Origin of the sequence: Staphylococcus pasteuri, assembly GCF_003970495.1 — a bacterium.
Taxonomy (GTDB): domain Bacteria; phylum Bacillota; class Bacilli; order Staphylococcales; family Staphylococcaceae; genus Staphylococcus; species Staphylococcus pasteuri.
Window position 1 is genome coordinate 15,950 of record NZ_RXWW01000002.1, and the last position, 25,977, is coordinate 41,926.

The following is a 25,977-nucleotide window of genomic DNA, read 5'->3' on the forward strand; positions in this document are numbered from 1 at the left end:
AAATAATTGCCTGTGCTTAACTCTTATTTTTCTGTCGAATTCTGTTTATGAAACGTGCATAATATACATAAGTATTTAAATGAATTGGAGTAGATAATGATGAAACCGAAATTGGAAGATGTAGCTAAACTAGCCCAAGTTTCGAAAACGACCGTTTCGCGTGTATTAAATAATCGTGGATATATTAGTGATGAAACTAAAGATAAAGTCTATCAAGCGATGACAACTTTAAATTATCAACCAAATTCTGCAGCTAGACAATTATATAATCAAAAAACAAATATAGTTGGGCTATTGTTTCCTACTGTATCAAACCCATTTTTCGGAGAGTTAGTATTAGAACTTGAAAGAAAATTATATGATATGGGCTATATCGTAATTATTGGGAACTCGATGAATGATTGTGAAAAGGAAACACATTATATTAATCAGTTATTATCAAATCAATTAGATGGATTGATTGTTGGTACCCATAATATTGGTATTGAGCAATACAATAATAGAAACCTTTCGATAGTGGCGATAGATAGAGTAGTTAATGAAGATATTCCTGATATTCGCTCAGATAATTTTGAAGGTGGAGTACTTGCAACACAGCATTTAATTGATAGAGGTGCAAAGCATATTATCCATACTAATGGGCCAGTTGATGTAAATACGACTGCTAATTTGAGACAATCAGGTTACGAAGACACTATGAAACAACATGGTTTAACACCGATAACATATACAATTAATTTTGAATTAAGCTTTGATGAAAAAGCTAAAAAGTTTAGACAAATTTTTGAAGAACACCCAAAAGTTGATGGTATTTTTGCGTCTAATGATACAGATGCGATTCAAATTTATAATATGGCTGCAACTTATAATAAGAGAGTACCTGAAGATCTCAAAATTATAGGATATGACGGTACGGAATTAATGAGACATATGCATCCAGAGCTTACAACAATCATTCAACCGATTAACAGCATTGCAGAACAAGCTGTGCATGCTTTGGAACAACGTATCAATAATGATGAAACAGAACAACATACGATATTACCAGTGGAACTATGGCAAGGTTCGACGAGTTAGTTTTGTATTTATCATTATTTAAAAGGGTGTAATAAAGTGTTTAGGAGCAAATACATGAAACTAACATTAAACTTGCTGAATATCATTAACTATTTAGTTCTAGTTATATTGATTGTTATTAATTTTAATCGATTAAGTCAATTTGGGTTAGATATTTGTTTATATTTTCTTATTGCGAGTTTCCTCTTATTGCTCGCTTCAACCATATTCCACTTTATATACAAAGCAGATACTTTTCTAGTAAGTATTTTGATTAATGTCTTTAATTTAGCTATCATTTTTCCAACGCTACTCTTGGTGTTGTTTTAGTCACTAACATGGTAGTAGGTGCTCTCGTATTCCAGTACGAGAGCTATTTTTTGTCTTTATTATTATAGAGACATAGAACGTACCTATCATGTTCGCTATAATTGAAAACGCTATCACCAAACTGCTTAAAAACTTATAAAATAACTATGCTATTATGGAAAATAATGGTATCATAATCATAACTTGAAAACACTTTCGTATAAGAGGCTGAGACATAAAGTATTTATGCTCTGGAAAACGAATTAACGATATCCTAAGCGCTTTTGTCCGGTCCTCTCCTCGAGAGTGTTTTTTTAAAGAATATTATTTAGAATATTTTAAATTTAAGAAAAATTATGAAAGTTACATGAGGTATTTGAAATATGGGCGAGAAACAGATAATTACACCCAAAACATTTTTATTTAATGTATTAAATGGATTAGCGATAGCAATTATAGTAGGAATGATTCCCAATGCGATTTTAGGAGAATTATGTAAATATTTAAGTCAGTATAATGAAATTTTCGCTAAGATAGCTATTGTGGTTCAAGGTATTCAATATACGACTCCAATACTTACAGGCGTCATTATTGCGATACAATTTGGATTAGGGCAATTACAAACTGCTGTAGTGGGTGCAGCAGCCTTTGTGGGTTCAGGAGCAACTACGATTACAGATAATAAATGGGTTATTACTGGTATAGGTGATTTAATCAACACAATGATTACAGCTGCTATTGCAGTAGGAATTATATTATTGATTAAAGATCGAGTAGAAAATTTTAATATGATTGTGTTACCTATTGTTGGGGCAGGTGTCGCTGGTTTAATTGGTTTGTTACTGTTACCTTATACTAAATTAATTACGGTTGGCATAGGTAATTTTGTTAATAGTTTAACGAATACACAACCTATTATTATGACGATATTGATTGCAATGATCTTTTCAATTCTTATAGTATCACCAATATCGTCCATAGGAATAGGTGTCGCAATTGGTATATCAGGATTAGCTGCTGGCTCTGCTGCAATTGGCGCTGGTACTTGTGCGATTGTGTTAGCCGTTGGAGCATGGCGTGTAAACAAAGTAGGTGTTCCTATTACAGTACTTCTTGGTGCGGTTAAATTAATGATGCCTAATACAATACGACATCCGATTATATTCTTACCAATTGTATGTTCAGCCGCAGTATCAGGACTTATAGGCGGTTTGTTTAATATTAAAGGTGCACCAAATTCTGCAGGTTTTGGTTTAATTGGTTTAGTAGGACCTATAAAATCATTAGGATTATTAGACGGAGGTATGGCTAGTGGACTGGTAATAGTTGCTATTACATATATTATTGTCCCATTGGTAGCAGCCATATTCTTCAACTATTTATTTACAAAAGTCTTGAAATTATACGATTCAGAAGTGTTTGTTTTCAGATCAAAATAGTCCAATAACAACGTCATTAATATTCAATCGACGCTCTCGTATAGATCATACGGGAGCTTTTTTTATTCCTAAAATATCATATTAAAATTTGAGTGAGTCACATGCTTTAGGTATACTCATATTAAGAATAATAAAAATGCAAATGGGTTTATCTTCATATCTGTTTAAAGTAAAGACTCACCATATTAATGACAAACATTAGGGGAGATATAACATGGAAATTAATTTAAATCAGCCAGTTTATACAGTTCATGGTTTAATGAAAATTGTTCAAGCTCAAGGTATTCCAGGAACGCTTTGTCTATTAAAAGATTCCATTTACTTTGAAGCGGATGGGTTTTTAAAAGGTTCTGAAATTAAAAATGTCTTTCATTTTGATGAGATTAAAAGTGTGAAATTTGGTTTATCTTTGAATCCATTTAGAATTGTTATTACTGAAAAAGAAGGCGAAAATTGGATCTTTGATTACGTGTCACGTGCAGATGGGAAGAAATTTTTAGAATTATATAATGACATCAAAGAAAGTAATTGAAACGTGCTATAGATATTAGCTACATTAAGATATATTAATTTTAAAAATATTGTCTATAATCCTATAATATAGTATTATAAAAGTATAAAAAAACACCTAGTCACTGATGGCGAATCAACAACTAGGTGTAAAACTTAGTAAACATATTCGTTGAGCTGGATAACTCGGTATATGTTATTTACTTACAGCCTATGTAATAGGTGCTCCCGTACTTCCAATACGGGGGCTATTTTTTTGTCTTTATTACTATAATGACATAGAACGTTCCTATTATGCTTACAATGATTGAAAAATCAATTTGAAGGAATATTGTCATACTTATCACCCCACTTTACTTACAAATATTCATAGGTGTATGTGATAACATATGACAAATAGGCTCACTAAGTTTTATGATTATATTATACTAAGTTAATAGATTGTTTTAAATATAATTTAACATTTGTATAGTTTCGTTTTTAATGATAGTCTAAATTTATAGATAGAACATAAATAATAAACATTAATAAAGGTTGTGTTTAGTGATGGATAGAGATTATTTATCAACAACGATACAAGCACTATATAATGATATTTTGATTGATTTGAATATTGATAAGATAAATACTTATTTTTCACCTTTGTATGTTCAAACTACTGACCACGTAACTTCTGATATTAATGAGTTTACTGAACATCTTAGGAAACTAAAAGAAGTAGTTTCAAAGCTAACAATTAAACAATTTGAAACAATGTTAATTGACGAAAATCAGAATACTGTATTCTTACGTTATAATGTTTACGTTACAAAAAAGAATGGGAATCGTGGGAAAATAGAAGTGTATGCAGAATTTAAATTTAATGAAGATGGAAAAGTAATAAGTTGTAATGAATTAACAATGCCTTATTCTGAAGAATTAAAAGGTATAGGTAGTATTAAATAAAATTATGAACATGATATTGAAGTAATCTACTAAACTTGTAAACGTTAAAGAAACAGGTCTTCCTAAAAAGAAAATTGGAAGACCTGTTTACATATCCTATTTATCTGTAACTTCCTCACTTTTGACAGTATCCGCTAAAATGTTATCCCAGAATCCTTGTAGTTCTTCTACTGAGATATCTTTTTCATTTTTTTGTGTACCGACAAAGTCACCGTGATCCCAATTATGTTTGACAGGAGTCACTTGCCATACACCTTTTTGAGGTCGATCTGAAGCATCCACATATTTTTGGTTGAATGGATGTTTGGCAGAAATGGTTGATACCAGTCCATCATTCTCTCGCCAAGCTTTATCGTCTAGTTTACCAATAACATTTGCTGTTGTTAGATACTTAATGTTCATATGACGATCGCGTTTATAAATACCATTTTTATCTGGTTCGGTAGATTCACCTGAATATGTTTTGTATACAATATTAGGGTTTAAAGATGTCTTATTATTAAGTTCTTGTGCACCTTGAGTGGTTAAATCATATAAGCCATTGTCTTGAGTTGTCCAAAGTTTGCTGTTTTTAACGCGTTTCACGTATTCAGTATAAGATTCGTTAGGCTGTTGTTTTAATCCCCATTGTCTTAAACCAAGGTCAGAGCGGGAATGTTTACCACCTTGAGTTTTGGCATAGTCATATAGTACCTGTCTAATGATGGCTTCGTTGCCTAATTTATCTGAAGCATGTGTCCCGTTATGAGGTGTTGCAAGCGTTGTAATTGAAGAAATCATATTATCTTGTCCACCTTTATATAACGGTGAAATATCGCCACCATGTTGCTTCTGGTATTCAACCTCCTCAGGATCTCCATTACGAAGCATATCTTCTAATAGTCTAACGGTTTGTCCGCCCATACTATGACCAACTAAGTGAATTTTCTGTCCAGGTTTCCAATCTTTATAAGCACCTGCATAAGTTTTACCATAACGTTCGTGACCGTATTTTGCAGCATGTGCAGCGCCGTAATCTACAGTGCCACCTTTAATGTAATAGTATAGTTCAACAGCTCTATCATAATTGCTGCCTAATGCACTGACACTAGCTTCACTGACGTTATAACCTTTAGCACGCGCTTCTTGAGTGATTTTAAGACGATCGCCACCCCAATAATTGCTGTTATCAAGGCCGGGACCATTATCGGCAGTGTAACCATTAAAGCCATGTACAAGAATAATAGGGTCATGATTTTTATATTGAATTTGAGGCGCAACTTTATTGGTTTGGTCTTTAGCTGGTTGTACAGCTTTATCCTTAGATTTATTGTTATGTATTGCTACGGCGTTTTTTGTAAGTGTATTAATACCGTCTTTTGATTCATCATCTTTATCATTTGTTGGGCTGCTGTGCGTTTGATTACTATTATCTAACTGACTCAATTTAATATCATTTTGAGATTGAGTGTTTTTAGTTTGTGACTGATTATTCACTTCATTAGTTTTTTCTTCTGCTGCAGAAGCATCTTTAGCTGTAATATGTTGTTTTGATGATTGTTGTGACTGAGCCTCTGACGACACATCTTTATCAGAGTCTTCTTGCAGGGATGTCTTAGGGACCTCTTGTTTATCTTTGCTGTCATTAGTTTGAGTTGCTGATAGTTGATGCTCGTTAGAAGTTTGGTCTTTTTCTAATGATGGTGTTTGATCCGATTTCTCCACTTTAGTGTTAGATTGTTGGTCTGTTCTAGATTGCTCATGAGGTTGTTGTTTTTCTGAGTTTGGTTTGTCAGATTGTTTATTATCTACATATGAATCATTAGTTTGTTGGTTGTCTTTAGGTTGAAGGGAGTCTTCTTGAGTAGTCGATTCTTGATTTTGTTTTGTTGATTTTTGCTGCTGATCATCTGATTCTTTTGCAGTCTTTTCTTCATTATTATTAGGTGTTTTAGTATTTGTATTTTCACGTGAAACATCACTATTATTATTTTCTTGTTGTGAATTTAAATGTTCTTCTTTAGTTTCAGTTGTTTGCGCATTTTCATTCGCTATAGATGAAGCTTTGTTATTTTGATTATTTGAGTTCTCATTTTGTGTTTGTTCAGTTTGAGCTGAATGCTGATCTGATTGAGTTGTAGCAGTCGTTTGTGCGTTATTATTTTCGTTTTTAGTTTCATCTGCATGTGCAACACTACCGCCACCTATTAAGAGCATCGTTGCGACCATAATTGAAGATGCACCAATACTTAGTTTGCGAATACTATAAGCATGCGTTCTATTTGTCATGATTTTAGCACCTCTATTAACTAAATTTTTAAACTGTAACGTGATCAAATTTAAAGTTAATCAAATTCAATCACGAGATGTCTTCATCATAAATAAGAATTATGAAGCTAATATAAATTTCTATTTACAATTTCTTAAAGTCATTGAACACATCAATTCCAAGCCAACTATAAACTAACTAAAAAAACCATTTGTAATCTGTAAGTTGTTTACAGACCACAAATGGCAATAAATTCGTATAAAAAGTTTTAGTCTTTTAAATTCACATTCAGTTTATATGGTTGTTTACCAATTACGAAACGACATAGAGCAAACTCTCGGAGAATAATACCGACACCCACACACATACCTAAAGTACACACTAATGATATTACTATAAAGATAATACTTGTATTGATGAAAATAGACGTATATTCATATAGATATTCTAAAATGATCGGGTGTAATAGATATATGAAAAATGAAAATGAATTAACTAAATTCGTGACGCCATACATAAGCGTATTGAAATGAATAAATAGACTAAGTAATAGTAAAAACATAAATGTATGATATAGCATTAATGTTTCAGTATAACTTGTTACATTCCAATAATCATGTTTACCAAATGCAAACACAAAAATTAAATAAGACACTACAGATAAAGTTAGTATAATAAACGGAAATTCATAAACAAACTTCATAATTCTATTGTAGTTATAGCCGATATAACCACCTAGGAAGAAGAAAAAGATCCATCCTAAAATAAATGTATTATCACTTAATGGATATATGTGATGTAATTGTGTTTCGAATGCATGATTTGTATTTAGTAAACGCAAAAATACAAATTGAACAATGAATGATCCTATTAATAGAATTTTACTATTGAATATTTTAGGTGATATTTTATAGATGATATAGCTTAATATGAAGTACTGAACTATAACGATAATAAAATAACCATACCAATATCCTAATACGACATTTTGGTAGAATTGGTGCCAGAAAGGATCTCCTAATTTTCTGGATTCACTATAACAATAGAAACAACCTACTAATAGATAGGGCATAATGATGTATTTAAAACGTGATGTTAAATAATTCAATTTTAATGAAGAATAATTTAACGTTGTCAGTAATTGAGACAACACGATGAAACACGGTGTGCCAAAGATAAATATATTTTGAGCGTAATAAATAACTTTAAGTTGCGCTGTATCATCACCATCTATACCGCGCATATATTGCGTTAGTATATGTGTGACGATAATAATAACACAGAGAAATGCTCTGAGGTAGATGAGTTCTTTTTTCTTTTTATTTTGACTTGCCATCTTTAAAACCATCCCATTTTTTAATTAATTTATTAAAGGAATCCTCGTTTACTAAAACACGTGGAATAGCATAATTATCATCATCTGGATAGACTGAGCGGTCTGCTAATGTATAAGCATATTTAATATTTTCAGATTTCAATATTTTTATATTTTTCTTACTTGGTTCTCCATATGGAAAGGCTAAAGAATTATTAGTCTTATCAAAGTTTTTGTTAATATAATGGTTACTTTTACTTATATCATTTTTAATTTGTTTTCCACTTTTTTTGTAATAATTGACTTGTTGTCTTTGGTCAATGAGTGAAGGTTATGTGTATGAGAACTGAATGTCCAAATCTTTGATTTCTGCATTTCTTTTAATTTACTTAGGTTAATGAGGTTAAGATTGTGGAAATCGTCTTCTCCGACATGGCCGGTAATCACAAATCCTGTTGCTGGTACATTATATTTCTTTAATATCGGATAAGCACTGTCATAAACGGACATGTCGATATCATCGAAGTTGATCCATACACTACGCGCAGGGAACTTACCTTTACTCTTATAATGTTGAAATTCCTTTTCTGTTAAAAAGTGTGCATCATGATCTTTCAACCACTTAATTTGTTTATTAAATTCTTTTTTAGTCACACTATAATCATTAATTTCTTTACTACTTGAAATGGTGAATAATGTATCTTCAAACCAATTACCATCACGGACACGATGGTAATTTAATGCTAAAGCGCTGTTTTCATGATGTTTACTATTTAACGGGTTTTTCTTTTCTTTAGCGAATGAAGTATTGTCATAAAAAATCATCAAGAAAAATAATGACGTGAATAATAGGGTGGCAATAAGTTTAGAACACTTTCCCATGATTAATACCTTCTTTTTTATATATTCTTTTTCTAATTAATAAGAATAATGAGAATACAATAGCATCAAAAATGATGAATTTTAATAATAAATCGAAAGTTTCGAACATAGTGTCTTGTTCAATGTTCAGTAACGTTCTTATAATTAAAACTAATTCATGACTTAAATTGAAAAGTGAGCCAATAATTAGAATGCAGGCTATAGCGAAATAGACCCAAAATATAATACTTAATGCAAAAGTAATGACTTCTCTTATACAATGTAAACAAAAATATGTACTTAGCTTTTTCCTCTGTCTGGGCTTGTCCATGTGGCAAACTCTCCTTTCTTTCTAGTAAGTGCTTTTGGAAAGGCAATAATAGCGACGGAAGCGTTAAGCAACCAATATATAGCTGAATACCAGCTTAAATAGAAAATAGTGAAAATATTAATTTTTTCGTATTTACTATCTGCAATAAGTGAAACTGTGAATTGAACTGTATTGATAAATGTTAGTAATAAGGCCGATAAAATGATGAGTGAAAATTTATAATTTAAGAAGTAGTAGTCTAAGAAGTTAGCATTTATAATTTGAATGATTAAAATAGAGACAACGCAGTAAACCCATATAAGCGAAAAGATTTGTTCGAATACGAGTAAATAAATGGCTGGATTCATTGATTTTAACCTGGCTTTAAAGTCACGAATTAAAACTTCTTGTCCGCCTTGTGCCCATCTTAATCGTTGTTTCCATAGGCCTCCCACAGTTTCGGGTACAAGCATTCTACAAAGTGCTCTAGGTTCATATTTAATTTGAAATCCTGCTAGATGGAATTTCCATGAGATGGCAATATCTTCAGTAATCATATCGATATCCCATTTTCCAACCTGTATAACTGCAGATTTTCTAAATAGTGTAAATACACCAGAGATTGTATTAATTTTTCCTGTTAAAGATTGTGCACGTTTGATACTTCCTACCATACTTGCATATTCAATAGTTTGGATTTTACCAAGTATAGATTTTTTATTTCTTATTCTTGGATTACCAGTAACTGCTGCTAATTTAGGATTGTCTTGGAAGTGTTGAATCATAAAGTAAGGTGCGCAATTATCGATAAGCGTGTCTGCGTCTATGCCCATAACGTAATCATACTCGGCATAATCAACACCTTTGTTTAGAGCATTGGCTTTCCCTTGATTGACTTTAAGATCGACAAATGTGAAATCCATTGTTTCTTGAAGCTTATAAATAATCTGTGCAGAATTATCTGAACTTCCATCATTGATGACAATGATTTGTTTGTTTGGAAATTCTAATGACAATAGATTTTCAATTGTATCTTTAATTGTTTCTTCTTCGTTAAAGCAAGGAACTAAAAATGATATACCTTCTTCTCCTATGGCTTTAGTCGGTTTTTGAGTAAGCCATAGCTCAGAAAAGAACATATAAATAATCGTTCCTACTATCCAAAATACAGACATAAATAACGGATAAAGTATTAAGAAATTTAATAAGTTCATGTTTCTCCCCCTAGGAATTTTTAACATGAACTGATGATAATGCAGTTTTCTAGGAGTTGCAACACTTTTTTAATATATAAAAAAGTTATAATTGGTATAATTATTATTAAACAAAAATAACTCTATTATTAATAATAGAGTTAAAAATTTTATGCTTAAGAAGTTTTAGTTGGTAAAAAGAGTTTATGGGTGAAAAAACGCTTTAGACAGTTTTAGTTTACTGTCAAAAAGGAAAAACTTAGCAATAAATCAATGGACAAAAAATGTTGTGTTAACAATAGCTTAATATTAGAAAAATATTTTAATGTATTTAATGATGTACTTGATGAGATCATTTTGACTTAGAGAAGAAGCAAACTCTCCCCAAAAACTCATCGTCACACCGTTTAGGTTTGTATCGTAATAGTTCTTTTGATGATTATGGTACGTATTAAATGACGTTATTTTTGTGTCAGATATTAAATCAATATTTTTAGATGTTGAAGTTGATTTTTCATCTCTAGGAAATAGATATAAGGACTGACTATTAAAGTTTTCAACTTGATGGTTGTAATTGAAAAAGTCTCGTGGTGTTAGGCTACTTTGATTTTTCTGTTGCCAATACATAATGATAATGGCTTGATCTAACTGTTTCAGACCTTCTTTAGTTATGGAATCGTTCCATATTTTAGTTTCATAGTTATTGGAATTAGCATAGTTAGAAATTTGATTGATGTATTTTACGAATTGTTGTTGGTTCGCACCACTACCGGGAACTTCATCGCCACCAATGACCATTTTCTGTTCATTTTTATACTTCGGCTGTTTAAATAAATCGCTAATTTCTGAAATTAAATCTTTAGAGAATTTCAATGAATCTTTGTTATCTATAAAATCAATCGTACTTGAATCATCTTGCGATACGACTTTTTGATATGTATCAGGATGATGTTTTCTTAATAAAGTAAGGATGGATTTTGAGTGAGAAGGTAAATCTATTTCTGGAATAATCTGCACATTCCTTTTGTTCGCATATTTAATAATAGATTTGAGTTCTTTTTTAGTTAAAAAGTATGAATTCGTTTTGTTGGATGTCTGCTTTAACATTTTTGAATAGATACTGTAGTTTTCATTATCAGAAAAATGTAACTGTAAATATGTGCCATGATGTTTACTTAGATGTTTGATAATTTGCTTAATACTATGTTCTGTATAGTGTTTACGTGCAATATCTAACGTAATGCCTTTTTCTATTTCTGATTTATCTAGTTTCTTTTGGAAAAATATAGTGAATATCGCTAAAAAGATTACTAGGCATAAAATAAATTTCTTTAACATGATTAATCCCTTTTAATTAGAAAGTTTTTTATTGTACAAGATACTATTTAAAATGAAATAGCGTAGTTAAGTTAAAAATAATAATATATTTAAATACCCATATATTCCTCGATTAATCATTTATGTTAAAATATTTGTAATAAATAAATTTTCGGAAAATTTTTTCTACTTAAATATTTAGGGGTTTTAAAATTTAATAATTTCAAAGGGGATGTTAGTCATGCAAGGGGATCATATGTGGTTAACGATAATGGGTCTACTCATTATTATTTCAATTGTTGGTTTATTAATTGCCAAAAAGATTAGTCCATTCGTGGGGATGACACTAATTCCGTGTCTTGGAGCACTTATACTAGGCTATAACGTTCATGATTTAGTGACGTTCTTTGACAAAGGTTTGGCACAAGTCATGAATGTCGTCATTATGTTTATTTTCGCGATTATTTTCTTTGGCATTATGACAGATAGTGGTTTATTTAAGCCCGTCGTTAAAAGATTGTTATTAATGACACGAGGTAATGTGATTATTGTATGTATTATGACAGCATTGCTTGGTACAATTGCGCAATTAGATGGTGCAGGAGCGATTACATTTTTACTATGTATTCCAGCGTTATTACCACTTTATAAAGCATTGAATATGAGTCGTTACTTACTTATCTTATTATTAGCACTGAGTGCAGCCATTATGAATATGGTGCCGTGGGGCGGACCAATGGCTCGTGTAGCAACAGTGTTAAAGGCTAAAAGTGTTAATGAATTATGGTACGGTTTGATACCTATACAAATTATTGGCTTTGTATTAGTCATGATACTAGCTGTTTATTTAGGATTTAGAGAGAAACGACGCATTCAAAAAGGTATCGCTAATGGAGAGCTTGAACAAACACAAGACATAGATATACATAAATTGGTGAGACATTATGAACACGATCAAGAGATAAAATTCCCAGTTAGAGGTCGCGCAAAAGAGCATGGGTCTATCATTTGGATTAATACACTGTTAACGATTTTAGTTATGGTCATTATGCTTTCAAATATAGCACCACCAGAATTTGCATTTATGATAGGTGTCGCATTAGCATTAATCATTAACTATAAGAGTGTCGATGAACAAATGGACCGCGTCAAAGCACATGCACCTAACGCATTAATGATGGCAGTAGTTATCGTCGGTGCTGGTATGTTTTTAGGTGTGTTAGACCATACAGGAATGTTGAAATCAATCGCAACAGATTTAATTAAGATCATTCCACAACCTGTAGGCCCTTATATCCACATTATTGTAGGATTATTAGGTGTGCCACTTGATTTATTAACAAGTACAGACGCTTATTACTTTGCGTTATTACCAATTGTGAAACAAACTGCAGCAGAATTTGGCGTATCTCAAGTATCTACTGCATACTCAATGGTCATCGGTAATATTATTGGTACATTTGTGAGCCCATTTGCACCAGCATTATGGCTTGCACTTGGATTAGCTGAAGCTAATATGGGAACATATATCAAATATGCGTTCTTCTGGGTATGGGGCTTCGCAATCGTATTATTATTAATTGCAATGTTGGTAGGTACAGTGGCATTTTAATGTTTGGGCAGTCTTGAGGTAGTCTAAATATCATTATTTAATATAAAGACAAAATAAATACCCGTAACAGAGCGATTAAATCGTTCTATTACGGGTTTCTTTATTTGATATTATCCTTTTGTATAAAACGCATCGAATACTTGGTCTAAGTCTTCTTTAGCGCCTTTCATAATTTCATCTTCTGGCAGCACTGATGTACCTTCCGCACGAGCTACGTAAAATTCGTCAAAGCCCATAATTTCTTTGAACATTTCTCTTAAATAATGGTATGAGAATTCAAGAGGTGTGTAACGGTCATCATTTGTATAAACGCCACCACTCGCTTGTAGTAATAATGCTTTGTAGTCATCTGTCATCAGCCCAACAGAACCATCTTCAGTATATTTAAATGTTTCTCTAGCCACCATAATATTGTCGATATAATCTTTTAATCTAGATGTGATATTGAAGTTGTGTAAAGGTGTCAAAATAACAATACGATGATGTTCTTTAAATTGGTTTAGTAAAAATGAAGACATCTCAGCGATTTGGCTTTCTTCAGCTGATAATTCTTCTCCTGAACCTAATTTAGACCACACATGTAATAATTGATCACTCTCTAAACGAGGTAGTGCAATATCATATAAATTTAATTCTTCAATTTCACCTTCTGGAAATGCAGTATTAAACTTTTCTAAAAATAAATTTTTCAATTTAGCAGTATAAGTCGCATAATTATTAAAATACGGATGCGCATTAATAAGTAATGTCTTCATTAATTTTATTTGCTCCTTTAAATGTAATATTCATAGTATATACATATAAATTTGAAAATACTATTATATAGTTTTAAATTAACAAATATTAAAGTAGGGACACTCAACTCTTAAAACGCTTCGCTCATGAGTTGCATGTCCCTTTAATTACAGGAATATATTCATATATTTACTTTAATCTGCTGAGTTTAACGCATTGAGCATATCAATTCTACTTATTTTTCTAGCCATAATCAGCATTACAATAAATGCAAATACTAACGTTAATAGCGTAGAGAATGTAAAGTTTGTCCAATATAACGTTAAGTCAGCCATAGCATTGTTAGGTGGCAATGTATCCATAATAAAGTGATGTAAATAAGTGCCACCGATAAATCCAGTTAAAATACCGATGATAGTGAGAAGTATTGTTTCTCGGTAAATATACATCACTGTTTCTTTTTTATAAAAGCCTAATACTCGAAGTGTGGCGAGTTCTCGTGTACGTTCAGATACATTAATATTTGTTAATGTGAAGAGTACAACGAATGACAATGCAGATGATGCAACAACAATGATTAAGACGATATTATCAAGACCGTCTAAAATAGTATTGATAGCCGTTTTAGCTTGGTTAGATTGCACTGCTGTTTGGCTCGCATCTTGTTCATTTAATTCACTAGAAACTTTATTAATATTTGAAGCGGATCTATCTTTTAAATTTAAAATTTTAGCATTGTAATCGATATCTTTATCAAATGCTTTTTCGTAATATTGTTTGTTCATCACCATGTAATGTCCAGCATACATTTGAGCGATACCATCAATTTTGACTTTATGTTTTGCATTAGTATCATCTTTAATTGTTAGGGTATCGCCTTTTTTGTAGTGGCCAAGTTTAGCTAATTTTTCAGAAATAACAACACCATTATTGCTTAATTTCATCTTCTTATCTGAATCGGCTTCACGTAAGGTCATATAATCCTTAAAGTTATTAGAGTTTTTAGGAACAATCATAGAAATTTGTTGATTATCTATAACGTTTTTAGGTTTAGTAGTAACCGATTGATAGTAGACATCATCTTTTTGTTTAACTGAGTCTAAATCATTCATTTTGTCATTATATTTATCTTTGTCTTGTTGTGAGGCATGCGTATTATAAACACTAATAATATCGTAGTGAATAATATTTTGATATTGGTTATGGATAATACCATTTAATGAATCTCGCATACCGAAACCAGTAATTAACAGTGCTGTACAGCCAAACACGCCGAGTATTGTCATAAACATACGACCTTTGTATCTGAAAAGGTTACGAGCAGTCACTTTATGATTGAATGACAATTTATTCCAAATAAATGGTAGACGTTCTAATAATATTTTTGAACCGGCTTTTGGTGGTTTTGGTAATAATAAATATTTAGGTTGTTCTTTTAAAGCTTTCCAAGCAATATATATTGAAGGTACAACTGTACAAAGTAATGCGACTAATAGACTAATACCAATCCACAACCAGTGAGTAGGTGTTTGGATTTCAGGTACAATCAAGTTAGCGGCATAGGCTTGATAAATTTTTTCAGGTAAATACCATGTACCGAAGAAACTACCTAGGGCAGTACCTATAACTGCAGCACTTGTGCCATAAATTAAGAACAGTTTCATAGCGTCAAATTTTGTATAGCCAAGAGCACGCATTACACCCATATTCATTCTTTTTTCTTCAGCCATTCTAGACATTGTGATAAATGTAACTAAAATTGCTACTGCAAAGAAAATGATAGGGAATGTGTTAGATAAAATATCAATACGTTTAGCTGATTCACCAAATTGACTATAGCCTTCATTGTAGTCGCTACGAGGTTGGATTTCGTAGTTAATATCGTCTAATTTTTTAATATCATTTTCTTTATTTTTGAGTTGTGTTTCAGATTTTGCTATATCTTGTTGAGCGTCTTTTAGTTTGCCAGTTTGTTGAAGCATAGCTTTATTTTCATTAACTGAATCTTTTTGTTTATCTAACTCTTTTTTCGCTTTGTTAAGTTCTGCTTGTTTATCATCTTTTATATCTGAACGTTGTTTGTCAGACCATTTTTCTAAATCATCAGCATTATTTGAAGCATTACTATTAATTTGTTTTTCAAATCGATCTGAGTAACTGTTACCGTGGACGTTATTATAAGTTAGTTTGGCAACATTTGGTTTGGAAGTGCTGAATCCAGATTTTGCTAGTACGCCGAATGTATCGATTTGCCCCTTACCGACATTGGTTACGCCTAAATTTTGCTTTTGCATGTAATCACTTGAGGTTACGAAACCAACAACTTTGTATTGATGATGTTTAAGTCCAGAAATATCTTTTTTACCTTTATTATTTGTAAAATCGATTGTTTGTCCAATTTTATATTTTGAAGTATCTTGCGCATTTAAAGCAATTTCATTAGAAGCTTTTGGCAAACGACCTTTTTTAACTTTGTAGGTAGATAATTTTGATGTGTTTTCGTTTAATCGAATAGCTTTATTTGAATTTGCAATACGAGCATCTTTCGAAATGCTATATTCTGTCTTAGCCACATAATCCATATTATTAATGTGATGTTTATCGTCTTTTGAAAAGCCAATAGGACTTGTTACTTGTGCGTGAGCCATATGGTGGTCTTGGAAATATTGATCTCCAGTTAGTCGCATATCATTGCCAGTTACTTTTAAGCCAATTAATATGAAAGCACCTAAAGCTAATAAAATAGTAATTGAAATGAAGCGAGGAAATGATGACTTAAATTCACGTAATATCGTTTTATTTAATTTATTCATGTATATCCTCCTTAATATTCAATTTCTGATATTGGTTTAGGATGATCATTGATGTAGTCTTCTTTAATTTTTCCATCGAATATTTCAATTACATGGTCTGCCATATCTTTTAATGCTGCGTTATGCGTCACGATGATGACCGTTTTATTATTTTCATGACTTAAATCTTGTAGCACTTGTAAAATCTTTTTGCCAGTTTTGTAATCTAATGCGCCTGTTGGTTCGTCACATAATAGTAAGTCTGGATTTTTTGCAACGGCACGGGCAATAGAAGCACGTTGTTGCTCACCACCAGATAGTTGGGAAGGGAAGTTACCCATTCTTTTTTCTAAACCAACTTTTTTTAGCGTTTCTTTAGGATCTAATGCTTCTGATGATAGTTCAGATGCAAGTTCTAAATTTTCTAAAGTCGTAAGGTTAGGAATGAGATTATAAAATTGGAAGACAAAGCCAACTGATTTCCGTCGATAAGTAGTTAATTCTTTTTCGGAAAATTGAGCAATATCCGTACCATTAATGATGACTTTTCCTTCTGTAGCTGAATCCATACCACCTAATGTATTTAATAATGTTGATTTACCTGCACCAGATGAACCAACAATGACCATAAGTTGACCTTTTTCCAATTCAAATGAAATATCGTGATTTGCATAAACCTTTTGATCACCAGTTCCAAATATTTTTGAATAATTTTCTAATTTTATATACGCCATATGACCCCTCTTTCCATATAGTTGAATATTAATAATAATGATTTCTTTTATAATAGACAGTGTGTCTATTAGTTAAAATAGCACATTTTGATTAGAAAATCTTGGTTTCATTTTGTAAAAATCCGACTTAATAGACAGTATGTATATTATCGTCTATCAATATTAAAATAATAGATAAATATGTGTTGATTTAAAACTAAGCTAACTAAAAAGCACTCTAAAAATTAGACAAATAACTAATCTTTAGAGTGCGAATTTGAATATGATATAGGTTGATGTTAGGTTATTGATTTTCAAATTCAGATTCAATACCTAATAGTGATATGGGAGAATGGCTAGAAACATCGAAAAGTACCTCCGCAATATAATGAGAGCTATAATAATTCTCGCTGTTAAACCAACTTTCAATAACTCCTAAATCACCATATATTGTATGATTCAATATAATATCTTTTTGGAAGTTCATTTCAACGTTGTTTTTTTCCAATAATGGATAATAAATATTTTCACGAACCTTTTCTACTAGTAATGCGCGAAAATAGGTTGTATTCATATTTGTAATGAGTACTTTTACAAACTCAAAATTAAGTTCAATATATTCTAATAACCGTGTGAAAGACACTTTAAATTCAGTATTAAATATAGCATCATCATTGACTGAAGATTGTTTTACATAATCGGTAAGCTCATCAATCGTTTCCTCAATTACAGAGTTTAAGAAATCGTCCTTGCTCTTATAATGTAAATAAAAAGTACTGCGATTGATATTAGCAGCGTCAGCTAATTGTTTAATCGTGATATTAGAATAACTTACTTGATTTAATAATTGAGTAAGTCCCTTTTTTAAATATTGGTTAGTACGAATTTGTCTTTTGTCCATTTCTGCTTCATCCTTTATTGCATAAATACTTTATTATGTTAAAGATAATCAACATATATCATTGATATGTACATTAAACCTATAATTCGAGAAGTTTCTGCGAGTATTCATTATGGAAATTTGTTAAGTTATTTAATAGACGTATTGTCTATTAAAATATAAGATAACTTAAATAATATTGCAATTGATTTCAATAGTAGAAAGTGAGTGTTTGATTATGAAAGAGAATTTACAAATAATAGATATTCACCATCACATTATTCCTAAAGTATATAAAGACGCATTACGTAAGATAGGTGTAACAACTGCTGGTGGCTATCCTATCAAGGATTGGAAGCCTGAGGACAGTCTTAATATGATGAATGAATTAAACATAAATATAGGTGTAACTTCTATTTCAGAGCCGGCAACATTACCGTTTAATAAGAAGCAAGCTTCTAAAGTAGCTAGAGATGTAAATGAGTATCAAGCACAATTAAAGAAAGACTACCCAGAACGTTTTAAAAGCTTTGCTTTACTACCGATGCCGCATGTTAAACAGTCAATCAATGAAGTAGCTTATGCTCTAGATGAATTGAAATTAGACGGTATTGGATTGTTATCTAATTATGGAGATCAATATTTAGGCGACGATATATTTGAGCCTGTGATGAAAGCAATTAATGATCGTCATGGCGTGGTGTTTGTGCACCCTAGTTCGTCTTCAGATAAAGTGAAAAAACCTCAATATGTTGTAGCGGATTTTATAGAAGAATTTACCTTTAATACTACGCGAGCAGCGACTAATTTAATGTTGAGTGGTACGTTAGATCGTTATCCAAATATTACATTTATTTTGGCGCATGCTGGAGGTACGTTGCCGTATATAGAATGGCGAATTAACCAAACACTTGAAACATTAAGTTATATAATGGTGAATCCGAAAGAACGTCTGAAGCCGTATTTAACGGGAAGTAAGACAAAGATGATTGGAGAAGTTGCTAAACATCCTATTCGCTATGGAAAAATGTTCAAAACATATCTACATAGTTTGAAGCGAATGTCACAATTACAATATTCTGCTGACGATTATATTCATCGATTTTATTATGATACAGCACTTTCAACAGGTGACTCTACATTTGCGAGTTTGAAAGAAGTTACTGATACATCTCATATCGTTTTTGGCTCAGATGCACATTATGCACCTAACGATTGGATTGCTAAAATGGAACAAGATATTGGAGCGTCTAATTATTTTGATGAAAATGAGCAGCATCAGATTTTTAATGACAATAGTAACGCATTGTTAAAATAGTAACAGCTATCAATCGAAAGATTTTAAAGGGCAATAGCTATATTTCAATATGAATTGTTTGATTGACTACACTTTGATAGATACCATGAATCTGTTGCCAAAGATTAAATTTTTGCAGGTTAGGATATGGGTAATATTATTAAATGATCCTAATGGAACAACAGTATTAAAGGAGTATTTAACATGAGTGTATTTTCAAAAGATGAGCAATTACAAATATTAAAAGATTTGATAAAGATTAAAACCGTAAATGATAATGAAATTGAAGTAGCAAAATATTTACAATCATTACTACAAAAGCACGGTATCAAGGCAGAAATTGATGAAATTAAAGGGCATCATCATCGTGCTAATCTAATTGCCTCAATTGGCGAGGGTCATCCCGTTGTAGGTATTTCTGGTCACATGGACGTAGTATCGGAAGGTGATTATGGCAATTGGACATATCCACCATTTGAATTAACTGAAGAAGACGGCTTCTTATATGGTCGTGGGACATCGGATATGAAAGCAGGGCTAGCTGCATTAGTCATTGCAATGATAGACATTCATGAACGTGGTTTATTGGAAAAAGGTACAATTAAGTTAATGGCGACAGCTGGAGAAGAAATGCAACAGCTCGGTTCCGAACAATTATACAAAGCAGGCTATATGGACGACGTAGATGCGCTTATCATTGCTGAACCATCTGAGTCAGGTATTGTCTATGCACATAAGGGTTCAATGGATTATCAAATTGTTTCTAGAGGACAAGCAGCACATAGTTCTGTGCCAATTGTTGGTAAAAATGCGATTAAACCTTTATTAGATTTTGTGCGTAATATAGATGATGAATATGAACAACTTCAACAAGAATTAAATTATCAGCAATTAGATTTTTCTCATTTTATAGAAGGTGTTAAGAAAAGAATACAGGGCCCTATAGACGAACAACAACTAGCTCAAGTAGTCAAAGGTTTAGTTATTAATCACACTATGATTCATGGTGGTAATCAAGTGAATTCAATACCAGATAAGGCCACAACGGATTTTAATATCCGAACTGTTCCAGAATTTGATAATGATAAAGTAAAAGCACTATTCGACAAACATATCAATCAAATTAATGGTGAAGGTGGACATCTTGAAGAGGATATATATTTAGATTTAGATCCAGTGCTTACAACAGGTGAGAATCGCTTAATAGCATTAGGTCAACAAGTTGCAAAGACTATCTTTAATCGTGAGGTCGTTGCGACTCCAACTGTAGGCGTGACTGATGCCTCTAATTTACTTCGAGATAAAGATGAACACTTTCCATTCTTAATGTTTGGACCTGGAACTGTACCACATCAAATCAATGAGCACGTCAATAAAGAAACATATCATCAATTTGTTGAGTACTATATTGAATTATTAACGACTTATTTAAATGAGGATTAGTTTCTTAGTATTTGGAGTTAGCCTATGGAAACATAATATATGTCTTCGTAGGCTAACTCCATTTTAATTTAAACTAATAGTAATGGCGCAGAATATATAAGAAGTAAGACTGCGTTCAGTATTATTAATATGATAAGAGCAAAGCGATGCCCATATTTGAAAAGAGAAATTAAATTGATAATTAAAGTTATGATAATAAGAGTGGCACCTGGCCAATACCATAGTGAGAACGTGGTACCATTAAATAAGTTAGTAAAAAATGTTGTATAAACAACGAATAAATTAACTATACTTAAAATGATTGATAATAAATATAAGATGCGAGTTGATTTCATGATGTCTGTCCTTTCTAACCATGTATTTATATTAAGATAATATTATATAAGTTTGTTGTTCAGTTTGTAAATAGATTTAATGCGTCATTTATATTTTTGTATAAAGTGAGCTTCAGTAAGATATATAATCAAAAATGTTTGATGAAGGAGAAAAATAGATGAATGAGAGAAATGAAGTTATTAACAAGTTGCTAGAGCGTTCAGATATTCATGAAGGTATGCGCGTATTAGATATTGGTTGTGCTACTGGTGAAGTAACACAATTAATCGCCGAACGCGTAGGATCACAAGGAGAAGTTATTGGTATCGATTTGAATGAAGACTTATTGGCTAAAGCAATTGAAGGAAATGCATATCAAAATGTCAGTTATCAGTTACATGATATTTATCAATTACCCGAGACGTTAGGTCAATTTGATGCAATTGTTGGTCGACGCGTATTAATGTACTTGCCTGATGTGAAACAAGCTTTATCTGTATTAAAAGGATTTTTAAAACCTGGCGGGCAATTTTGTTTTCAAGAGAGTGATGCGATTAATGGAGGAACGGGTGCAGACCAATTACCTAACCATCAAACTGCAATACAGTGGATCTGGGATACTGTTGAAAAAGAAGGTGGAGATATTCATATTGGACAAAAACTATATCAATTATTTAACGAAATAGGTATGCGTGATATAGATTACTTCGCTGAAGCGGTGATTCATACTTCTGAAAATAATGATTTAGAATGGTTAGTGGGAATGATGTTACCTAGAATGAAAGCACACCAAGTAGTGGAAGAGGATTTTTCTATCGATACATTTAAAGGCAAATTAAATCACGAAGCGAATCAAAATCCAGCTGCTTTTATACGAGATATGGCCTTTGCCATAATAGGAAAAATCAAAAGTTAATAAACAAGATAGAGGCTAGAATCCGCAAAATGGGTTCTAGCCTCGTTTATATATTAAAAGTTATGTTTAAGATACATTCGCGTATGTGACATATCCATTTTGTACAACAAAAACAATATGTCCTTTACCTACTTGATAGCTATATAAGCCGTCGCCTTTCTTCTTAGTAGGACCATTTAATGGATTTTGGAAATCGTAGTGATTACCATATTTTTGTTTCACTTGTTTTAAAGTAATTGTATTTGGTTTGATTTTAAATTCTACATTATTTGCTTTGTGGTTTTTATATTGTTGGAAATTTTGATCATAAATATCTTTAGAATTATTAGGTGTTTGATACTTACTATTTACTTTCACACCGTTGAATTCTACGTTACCTGCTTTTAGTCCATTGTAGAAAGATGAACTTAATACAAAATTGCCACCAGAAGCGGTATAACCATTATATTTATACCAATATTGAGATGAAGCAGCATGAGCTTCGTGAGATGATACATTGTCTGCAGAAACACTTACTCCTAATGCAGTGCCGAGAATAATACTACTAGCAACAAAAGTTTTTGTTAATTTCTTCATAAAGCATCACTCCTATATGATTTTGGTAGTGAAAACGCTACCTCTTTTAATTTACAATATTATTATAAGATATTCAAACTTAAAGTATAAATTTATTTTCGTTTATTTTATTTAATGATATATAGTACATCAATCATTTATATCTATATTGTGAAATATTTTGTTTCGCGTCTATATTTATATAAAAATATAGTATAGTCTGTATGTATAAAGTATTTTTGCAATAAATGTAAATTTATGTATATTTAAATTAAATCATTAACTAAACAAAGGGGACTTATTAGTGAAGAAATTGTTATTTTTAAGTGGGACAGCACTTTTATTATTGGCAGCGTGTAATAATGATGACTCATCAAGTGGAAACAAAGGTGCATCAAATGTAGAAGATAGTCAAAAGAGTGAAAATAGCAGTAAAGGGGATAATTCTAAATCATCTTCTAGTAAAGACAGCTCAAATAAAGAAAGTAATTCAGATAGTTCGAAAAGTTCATCTAGTAATGACATAGCTAACTTATCTGAGAAAGAGAAAGTAGCTTTAGTATTTTTAGCGAATGAATCAGGTAAATATGCGTTAACTAAGAATGATATTTTGACTGGTAGATATAAAAACCTATCTACAGAAGGAGATAAAACTGAAAAATTAGAGCACTTCGCGGTTAGTAGGGAGATGGAAAATATTTCTAATGCACCAGAAGGTATGGAGTTTTATGTTGTATCCCCTTCTGTAGGAAATTTCGCATCAATCATTGGTGTTAGTAACGATAAAATTTTCATCGGTGCAACGCAAAGCCAAATACCTACTTATAAAGATGCTTTGAAAGTTGGAGAAGAACACGACACTAAAGAAGTCTACGAAAAATATAAAGATTCTAGTGAATTTGAATCAGTAGCTAACAAGATTAATATTTATGATAAAATGCCAACATACTCAGATGATGACGATGAAGAAAGTGATGACGATTCAAGTTCAGATGATGATAGTTCATCAGATAGTAGTTCTGATTCTGAAGAAGTTACACGTGATAACGTCATTGATAAAGTAGAATCCTACGAAGGAGAAAATTTAGATACAAATGAATATACATTTAAAGAACCTGAAAAAACAAGCGATGGTAAATGGGGATTCTCATATGACGATAAAGACGGTAATTTAGCAGGATCATATACTGTAGATGTTGATGATGGCTATGTGACGAAATATGATGAAAATGGTGACAAAATAGGATCAGGTTATTAAGTTTTAATGCAACTCATAATAATGTATAAGAAGTATGTACCTTATAATCAACGACTTCTATAAGAAAGGATTAAATGAAATATGTTTGAAGCGCCTGTTATGGAATGGTTTATAACATCCCTCATTGTATTTGTAATTATTTTATTAGCTGTAGAATTAATCAATTCTATAAGTAAAAATAAGAAAAGAATAATGGACATAGCAATAGAGTTAGACAGTTGGGTAAAATATTGTTTGAGTTTGGCTTATGTTGTCCTTATTTCAATAGGTATCTACGAATTCACGTTTTATTTTATGTTAGAAGCAGCAACACTTTGGGCAATTGTATTTCCAGTTACAATCATTGTCATATTTACACCATACTTACTTTTATTTTTACCATTATTTAAATATACAAGTACTTGGGGAATATTTCCCATTATATTGTGGAGTATGGTCAGCGCATTACCTTTAACTTATGGTATAAATCTATTAATAACTTCAAAAATGAGAACTACTGAATCTGATGTAGTCGCTTATACTAACGGTGAGGAAGTCTTTAAGTATGTCGGTGGCGCTTCGTTGGTTATAGTAGCAGTAACAGCCATGGTATTGATTATTATTAAATCAGTAACAAAAAAATATACAAAAGAATTAATTAGTGAAGAATAATAAAAAACCATCTCCCAATTGCGAGTTTATCCGCAGTTTTGGGAGATGGTTTTATTCTATGAATGTTACGCTTTTTTGTTACCAGGCATAGGAATGTTTAAGTGCATTAAATCAAATTTTTTAATTAATGTGCCAATAATGTAAGCGAGTATTAAGCTAGTAATTGCTACGGCAATAATTGTTATAGCGGATGATACTGGATTATTAAAGCCAAATAGTACAATGGCACCTGCAATAGGCGTTGCCATACCAGTTACGCCTATTTTTAGACCGCTAAATGTGATAATGCAAGCATTGACCATACCTATAATAGCGTTGGTTCCGTATAATACGGACGCATATTTTACAATTAAATCAATTTGTGTCAATGGTTCTATAAAGACGGCGAAACGATTTGGTTTTTCGCCAATTTTTAAAATATTGAATAGCGTAAAGTTTACAAATGATGCGCCGGTACAAGTAATCGCACCGATAGCCATTGGTAGACCAGTTAGACCTAAAATACTTGCAAGTACCATTGAGCTTAATGGTGTCATACTTGTTACTGGAATAATAAGACCTAATATAATTGCTAATGCATAAGGACTACTATCGCCAACTGAGTTAACAGCGCCGGCAATTTGGTTTAATACGGCTGTAACTCCTGGATTGATTATAGAAGCGAGTCCATAAACTAATGCTGGTGCAATGAGTATAACTACGATTAAATCTAAACCTTCTGGTACTTTCTTTTGAATAAATTTAATGATGAATGCAACAATATATGCAGCGATAAACGCTGGTAATAAACTGAAATCTTTTAATACTAGACCTACAATAATAGCGAATACTGGTGATACGCCTAAATTGATACATGTGAGTATACCCACTGCGATACCACCTAGACTACCTGCAAGATCCCCGATGTCTTGTAAGAATTTAATATGTAAGATACCACCTATGGCATAGCTTAAGAATGCTTGGGGAAGGAATGTCGCACAAGCTGCACCTGATAATGCTTGTAAGCCTTCCTTACCGTATGGTGCAAATTTTAAAAATAAAGTCATTATAATTAACACGGCGACAAGTGTTCCAACGCCTAAAATAATATTCATGTATATTAACCCCTTTAGTACAATTTAAATACCATCTCTATAAAAAATCATTTCACAATTGTAACATAATGTTCAAAAAATTAAATCGCCCACAAATAATTATTATTAAATATTTAATCTTTTTGAAAATTCAAATTCAGAATTCGAGTTGTAAATCTATATAGAAGTTAAAAAAGTATACAATTCGTTTGGAAATCATTTGTTTATTTTTAC

General features: G+C 31.7%; 21 protein-coding genes and 1 pseudogene. 10 read left to right on the forward strand and 12 right to left on the reverse strand.

Going from position 1 to position 25,977, the window contains the following annotated elements; genetic code table 11:
* The first annotated feature begins 99 nt into the window (after positions 1-99).
* From CD121_RS00125 to CD121_RS00145, 4 genes are all read left to right on the forward strand, one after another.
* The gene (locus CD121_RS00125; RefSeq protein ID WP_107999847.1) at positions 100-1,077 is read left to right on the forward strand and encodes a LacI family DNA-binding transcriptional regulator; all 978 of its coding nucleotides are present in this window, start codon (positions 100-102) and stop codon (positions 1,075-1,077) included.
* 671 nt (positions 1,078-1,748) lie between these two features.
* Positions 1,749-2,804 (forward strand): PTS sugar transporter subunit IIC, encoded by a 1,056-nt coding sequence (locus tag CD121_RS00135; protein WP_029056677.1) that lies wholly within the window; start codon positions 1,749-1,751, stop codon positions 2,802-2,804.
* A gap of 214 nt (positions 2,805-3,018) precedes the next feature.
* Entirely contained in the window at positions 3,019-3,336 is a 318-nt protein-coding gene (locus CD121_RS00140; protein ID WP_126567220.1) for a hypothetical protein, read from the forward strand.
* 524 nt (positions 3,337-3,860) lie between these two features.
* Entirely contained in the window at positions 3,861-4,259 is a 399-nt protein-coding gene (locus CD121_RS00145; protein WP_070451693.1) for a hypothetical protein, read from the forward strand.
* Positions 4,260-4,355: 96 nt separating this feature from the next.
* On the opposite strand, the gene lip is transcribed toward CD121_RS00145, so the two are convergent.
* The 6 genes and pseudogenes from lip to CD121_RS00175 all read right to left on the reverse strand — a co-directional run bounded on the left by lip (position 4,356) and on the right by CD121_RS00175 (position 11,524).
* Positions 4,356-6,527, reverse strand: coding sequence for a YSIRK-targeted triacylglycerol lipase (gene lip / locus CD121_RS00150; protein WP_126567221.1), 2,172 nt, complete (start codon positions 6,525-6,527; stop codon positions 4,356-4,358).
* A gap of 248 nt (positions 6,528-6,775) precedes the next feature.
* On the reverse strand, positions 6,776-7,843 hold the full coding sequence (gene icaC, locus CD121_RS00155) for a polysaccharide intercellular adhesin biosynthesis/export protein IcaC (protein WP_126567222.1): 1,068 nt from the start codon (positions 7,841-7,843) through the stop codon (positions 6,776-6,778).
* Positions 7,827-8,704, reverse strand: a pseudogene (gene icaB / locus CD121_RS00160) (intercellular adhesin biosynthesis polysaccharide N-deacetylase). The gene icaC and the pseudogene icaB overlap by 17 nt, the downstream one beginning before the upstream one ends.
* Entirely contained in the window at positions 8,688-9,014 is a 327-nt protein-coding gene (gene icaD / locus CD121_RS00165) for an intracellular adhesion protein IcaD (protein ID WP_029056683.1), read from the reverse strand. Before icaD ends, icaB begins: the two are co-directional and overlap by 17 nt.
* Positions 8,984-10,207 carry a poly-beta-1,6 N-acetyl-D-glucosamine synthase IcaA gene (gene icaA / locus CD121_RS00170; RefSeq protein WP_126567223.1) on the reverse strand — a complete coding sequence of 408 codons (1,224 nt, stop codon included), beginning with the start codon at positions 10,205-10,207 and terminating at the stop codon, positions 8,984-8,986. Before icaA ends, icaD begins: the two co-directional genes overlap by 31 nt.
* 288 nt (positions 10,208-10,495) lie before the next feature.
* A complete protein-coding gene (locus CD121_RS00175) occupies positions 10,496-11,524 on the reverse strand; it encodes a family 20 glycosylhydrolase (RefSeq protein WP_070451686.1) in 1,029 nt (342 codons plus the stop codon).
* Positions 11,525-11,744: 220 nt separating this feature from the next.
* Between CD121_RS00175 and CD121_RS00180 the strand changes: the two genes are divergently transcribed.
* The gene (locus CD121_RS00180; protein WP_126567224.1) at positions 11,745-13,115 is read left to right on the forward strand and encodes a CitMHS family transporter; all 1,371 of its coding nucleotides are present in this window, start codon (positions 11,745-11,747) and stop codon (positions 13,113-13,115) included.
* A gap of 110 nt (positions 13,116-13,225) precedes the next feature.
* Here the strand turns inward: CD121_RS00180 and CD121_RS00185 are convergent, their stop codons facing one another.
* From CD121_RS00185 to CD121_RS00200, 4 genes are all read right to left on the reverse strand, one after another.
* Positions 13,226-13,870 (reverse strand): FMN-dependent NADH-azoreductase, encoded by a 645-nt coding sequence (locus CD121_RS00185; protein WP_046467276.1) that lies wholly within the window; start codon positions 13,868-13,870, stop codon positions 13,226-13,228.
* A gap of 174 nt (positions 13,871-14,044) precedes the next feature.
* A complete protein-coding gene (locus CD121_RS00190; RefSeq protein ID WP_126567225.1) occupies positions 14,045-16,663 on the reverse strand; it encodes an ABC transporter permease in 2,619 nt (872 codons plus the stop codon).
* A gap of 11 nt (positions 16,664-16,674) precedes the next feature.
* On the reverse strand, positions 16,675-17,376 hold the full coding sequence (locus CD121_RS00195) for an ABC transporter ATP-binding protein (RefSeq protein ID WP_107999838.1): 702 nt from the start codon (positions 17,374-17,376) through the stop codon (positions 16,675-16,677).
* A 283-nt stretch (positions 17,377-17,659) separates the two neighbouring features.
* A complete protein-coding gene (locus tag CD121_RS00200; RefSeq protein ID WP_017637806.1) occupies positions 17,660-18,256 on the reverse strand; it encodes a TetR/AcrR family transcriptional regulator in 597 nt (198 codons plus the stop codon).
* Between the two features lie 217 nt (positions 18,257-18,473).
* On the opposite strand from CD121_RS00200, the gene CD121_RS00205 reads away from it, so the two are divergent.
* The 3 genes from CD121_RS00205 to CD121_RS00215 all read left to right on the forward strand — a co-directional run bounded on the left by CD121_RS00205 (position 18,474) and on the right by CD121_RS00215 (position 22,206).
* Complete coding sequence (locus tag CD121_RS00205) at positions 18,474-19,553, forward strand: amidohydrolase family protein (RefSeq protein ID WP_126567226.1); 1,080 nt, start codon at positions 18,474-18,476, stop codon at positions 19,551-19,553.
* A 183-nt stretch (positions 19,554-19,736) separates the two neighbouring features.
* Complete coding sequence (locus CD121_RS00210; RefSeq protein ID WP_126567227.1) at positions 19,737-20,975, forward strand: ArgE/DapE family deacylase; 1,239 nt, start codon at positions 19,737-19,739, stop codon at positions 20,973-20,975.
* 493 nt (positions 20,976-21,468) lie between these two features.
* On the forward strand, positions 21,469-22,206 hold the full coding sequence (locus CD121_RS00215; RefSeq protein WP_126567228.1) for a class I SAM-dependent methyltransferase: 738 nt from the start codon (positions 21,469-21,471) through the stop codon (positions 22,204-22,206).
* 66 nt (positions 22,207-22,272) lie between these two features.
* On the opposite strand, the gene isaB is transcribed toward CD121_RS00215, so the two are convergent.
* Positions 22,273-22,782 (reverse strand): immunodominant staphylococcal antigen IsaB family protein, encoded by a 510-nt coding sequence (gene isaB, locus CD121_RS00220; RefSeq protein WP_046467270.1) that lies wholly within the window; start codon positions 22,780-22,782, stop codon positions 22,273-22,275.
* Between the two features lie 283 nt (positions 22,783-23,065).
* Here isaB and CD121_RS00225 point away from each other — a divergent pair, with 283 nt between their 5' ends.
* The gene (locus CD121_RS00225; protein WP_126567229.1) at positions 23,066-24,019 is read left to right on the forward strand and encodes a hypothetical protein; all 954 of its coding nucleotides are present in this window, start codon (positions 23,066-23,068) and stop codon (positions 24,017-24,019) included.
* 81 nt (positions 24,020-24,100) lie between these two features.
* Entirely contained in the window at positions 24,101-24,670 is a 570-nt protein-coding gene (locus CD121_RS00230; protein ID WP_017637800.1) for a hypothetical protein, read from the forward strand.
* Positions 24,671-24,735: 65 nt separating this feature from the next.
* Here the strand turns inward: CD121_RS00230 and CD121_RS00235 are convergent, their stop codons facing one another.
* Positions 24,736-25,764: a PTS sugar transporter subunit IIC gene (locus CD121_RS00235; protein WP_126567230.1), complete on the reverse strand. Its 1,029-nt coding sequence runs from the start codon at positions 25,762-25,764 to the stop codon at positions 24,736-24,738.
* Between the last annotated feature and the right edge of the window lie 213 nt (positions 25,765-25,977).

What these genes read in the sequence shown, in the direction of transcription:
- CD121_RS00135 (WP_029056677.1), top strand. Translation starts at nt 1,749, where the DNA reads ATGGGCGAGAAACAGATAATTACACCCAAAACATTTTTATTTAATGTA.
- CD121_RS00185 (WP_046467276.1), bottom strand. Translation starts at nt 13,870, where the DNA reads ATGAAGACATTACTTATTAATGCGCATCCGTATTTTAATAATTATGCG.
- CD121_RS00200 (WP_017637806.1), bottom strand. Translation starts at nt 18,256, where the DNA reads ATGGACAAAAGACAAATTCGTACTAACCAATATTTAAAAAAGGGACTT.
- CD121_RS00215 (WP_126567228.1), top strand. Translation starts at nt 21,469, where the DNA reads ATGAATGAGAGAAATGAAGTTATTAACAAGTTGCTAGAGCGTTCAGAT.
- CD121_RS00195 (WP_107999838.1), bottom strand. Translation starts at nt 17,376, where the DNA reads ATGGCGTATATAAAATTAGAAAATTATTCAAAAATATTTGGAACTGGT.
- lip (WP_126567221.1), bottom strand. Translation starts at nt 6,527, where the DNA reads ATGACAAATAGAACGCATGCTTATAGTATTCGCAAACTAAGTATTGGT.
- CD121_RS00140 (WP_126567220.1), top strand. Translation starts at nt 3,019, where the DNA reads ATGGAAATTAATTTAAATCAGCCAGTTTATACAGTTCATGGTTTAATG.
- CD121_RS00210 (WP_126567227.1), top strand. Translation starts at nt 19,737, where the DNA reads ATGAGTGTATTTTCAAAAGATGAGCAATTACAAATATTAAAAGATTTG.
- CD121_RS00205 (WP_126567226.1), top strand. Translation starts at nt 18,474, where the DNA reads ATGAAAGAGAATTTACAAATAATAGATATTCACCATCACATTATTCCT.
- icaA (WP_126567223.1), bottom strand. Translation starts at nt 10,207, where the DNA reads ATGAACTTATTAAATTTCTTAATACTTTATCCGTTATTTATGTCTGTA.
- CD121_RS00190 (WP_126567225.1), bottom strand. Translation starts at nt 16,663, where the DNA reads ATGAATAAATTAAATAAAACGATATTACGTGAATTTAAGTCATCATTT.
- CD121_RS00180 (WP_126567224.1), top strand. Translation starts at nt 11,745, where the DNA reads ATGCAAGGGGATCATATGTGGTTAACGATAATGGGTCTACTCATTATT.
- CD121_RS00145 (WP_070451693.1), top strand. Translation starts at nt 3,861, where the DNA reads ATGGATAGAGATTATTTATCAACAACGATACAAGCACTATATAATGAT.
- CD121_RS00125 (WP_107999847.1), top strand. Translation starts at nt 100, where the DNA reads ATGAAACCGAAATTGGAAGATGTAGCTAAACTAGCCCAAGTTTCGAAA.
- isaB (WP_046467270.1), bottom strand. Translation starts at nt 22,782, where the DNA reads ATGAAGAAATTAACAAAAACTTTTGTTGCTAGTAGTATTATTCTCGGC.
- CD121_RS00235 (WP_126567230.1), bottom strand. Translation starts at nt 25,764, where the DNA reads ATGAATATTATTTTAGGCGTTGGAACACTTGTCGCCGTGTTAATTATA.
- CD121_RS00175 (WP_070451686.1), bottom strand. Translation starts at nt 11,524, where the DNA reads ATGTTAAAGAAATTTATTTTATGCCTAGTAATCTTTTTAGCGATATTC.
- icaC (WP_126567222.1), bottom strand. Translation starts at nt 7,843, where the DNA reads ATGGCAAGTCAAAATAAAAAGAAAAAAGAACTCATCTACCTCAGAGCA.
- icaD (WP_029056683.1), bottom strand. Translation starts at nt 9,014, where the DNA reads ATGGACAAGCCCAGACAGAGGAAAAAGCTAAGTACATATTTTTGTTTA.
- CD121_RS00230 (WP_017637800.1), top strand. Translation starts at nt 24,101, where the DNA reads ATGTTTGAAGCGCCTGTTATGGAATGGTTTATAACATCCCTCATTGTA.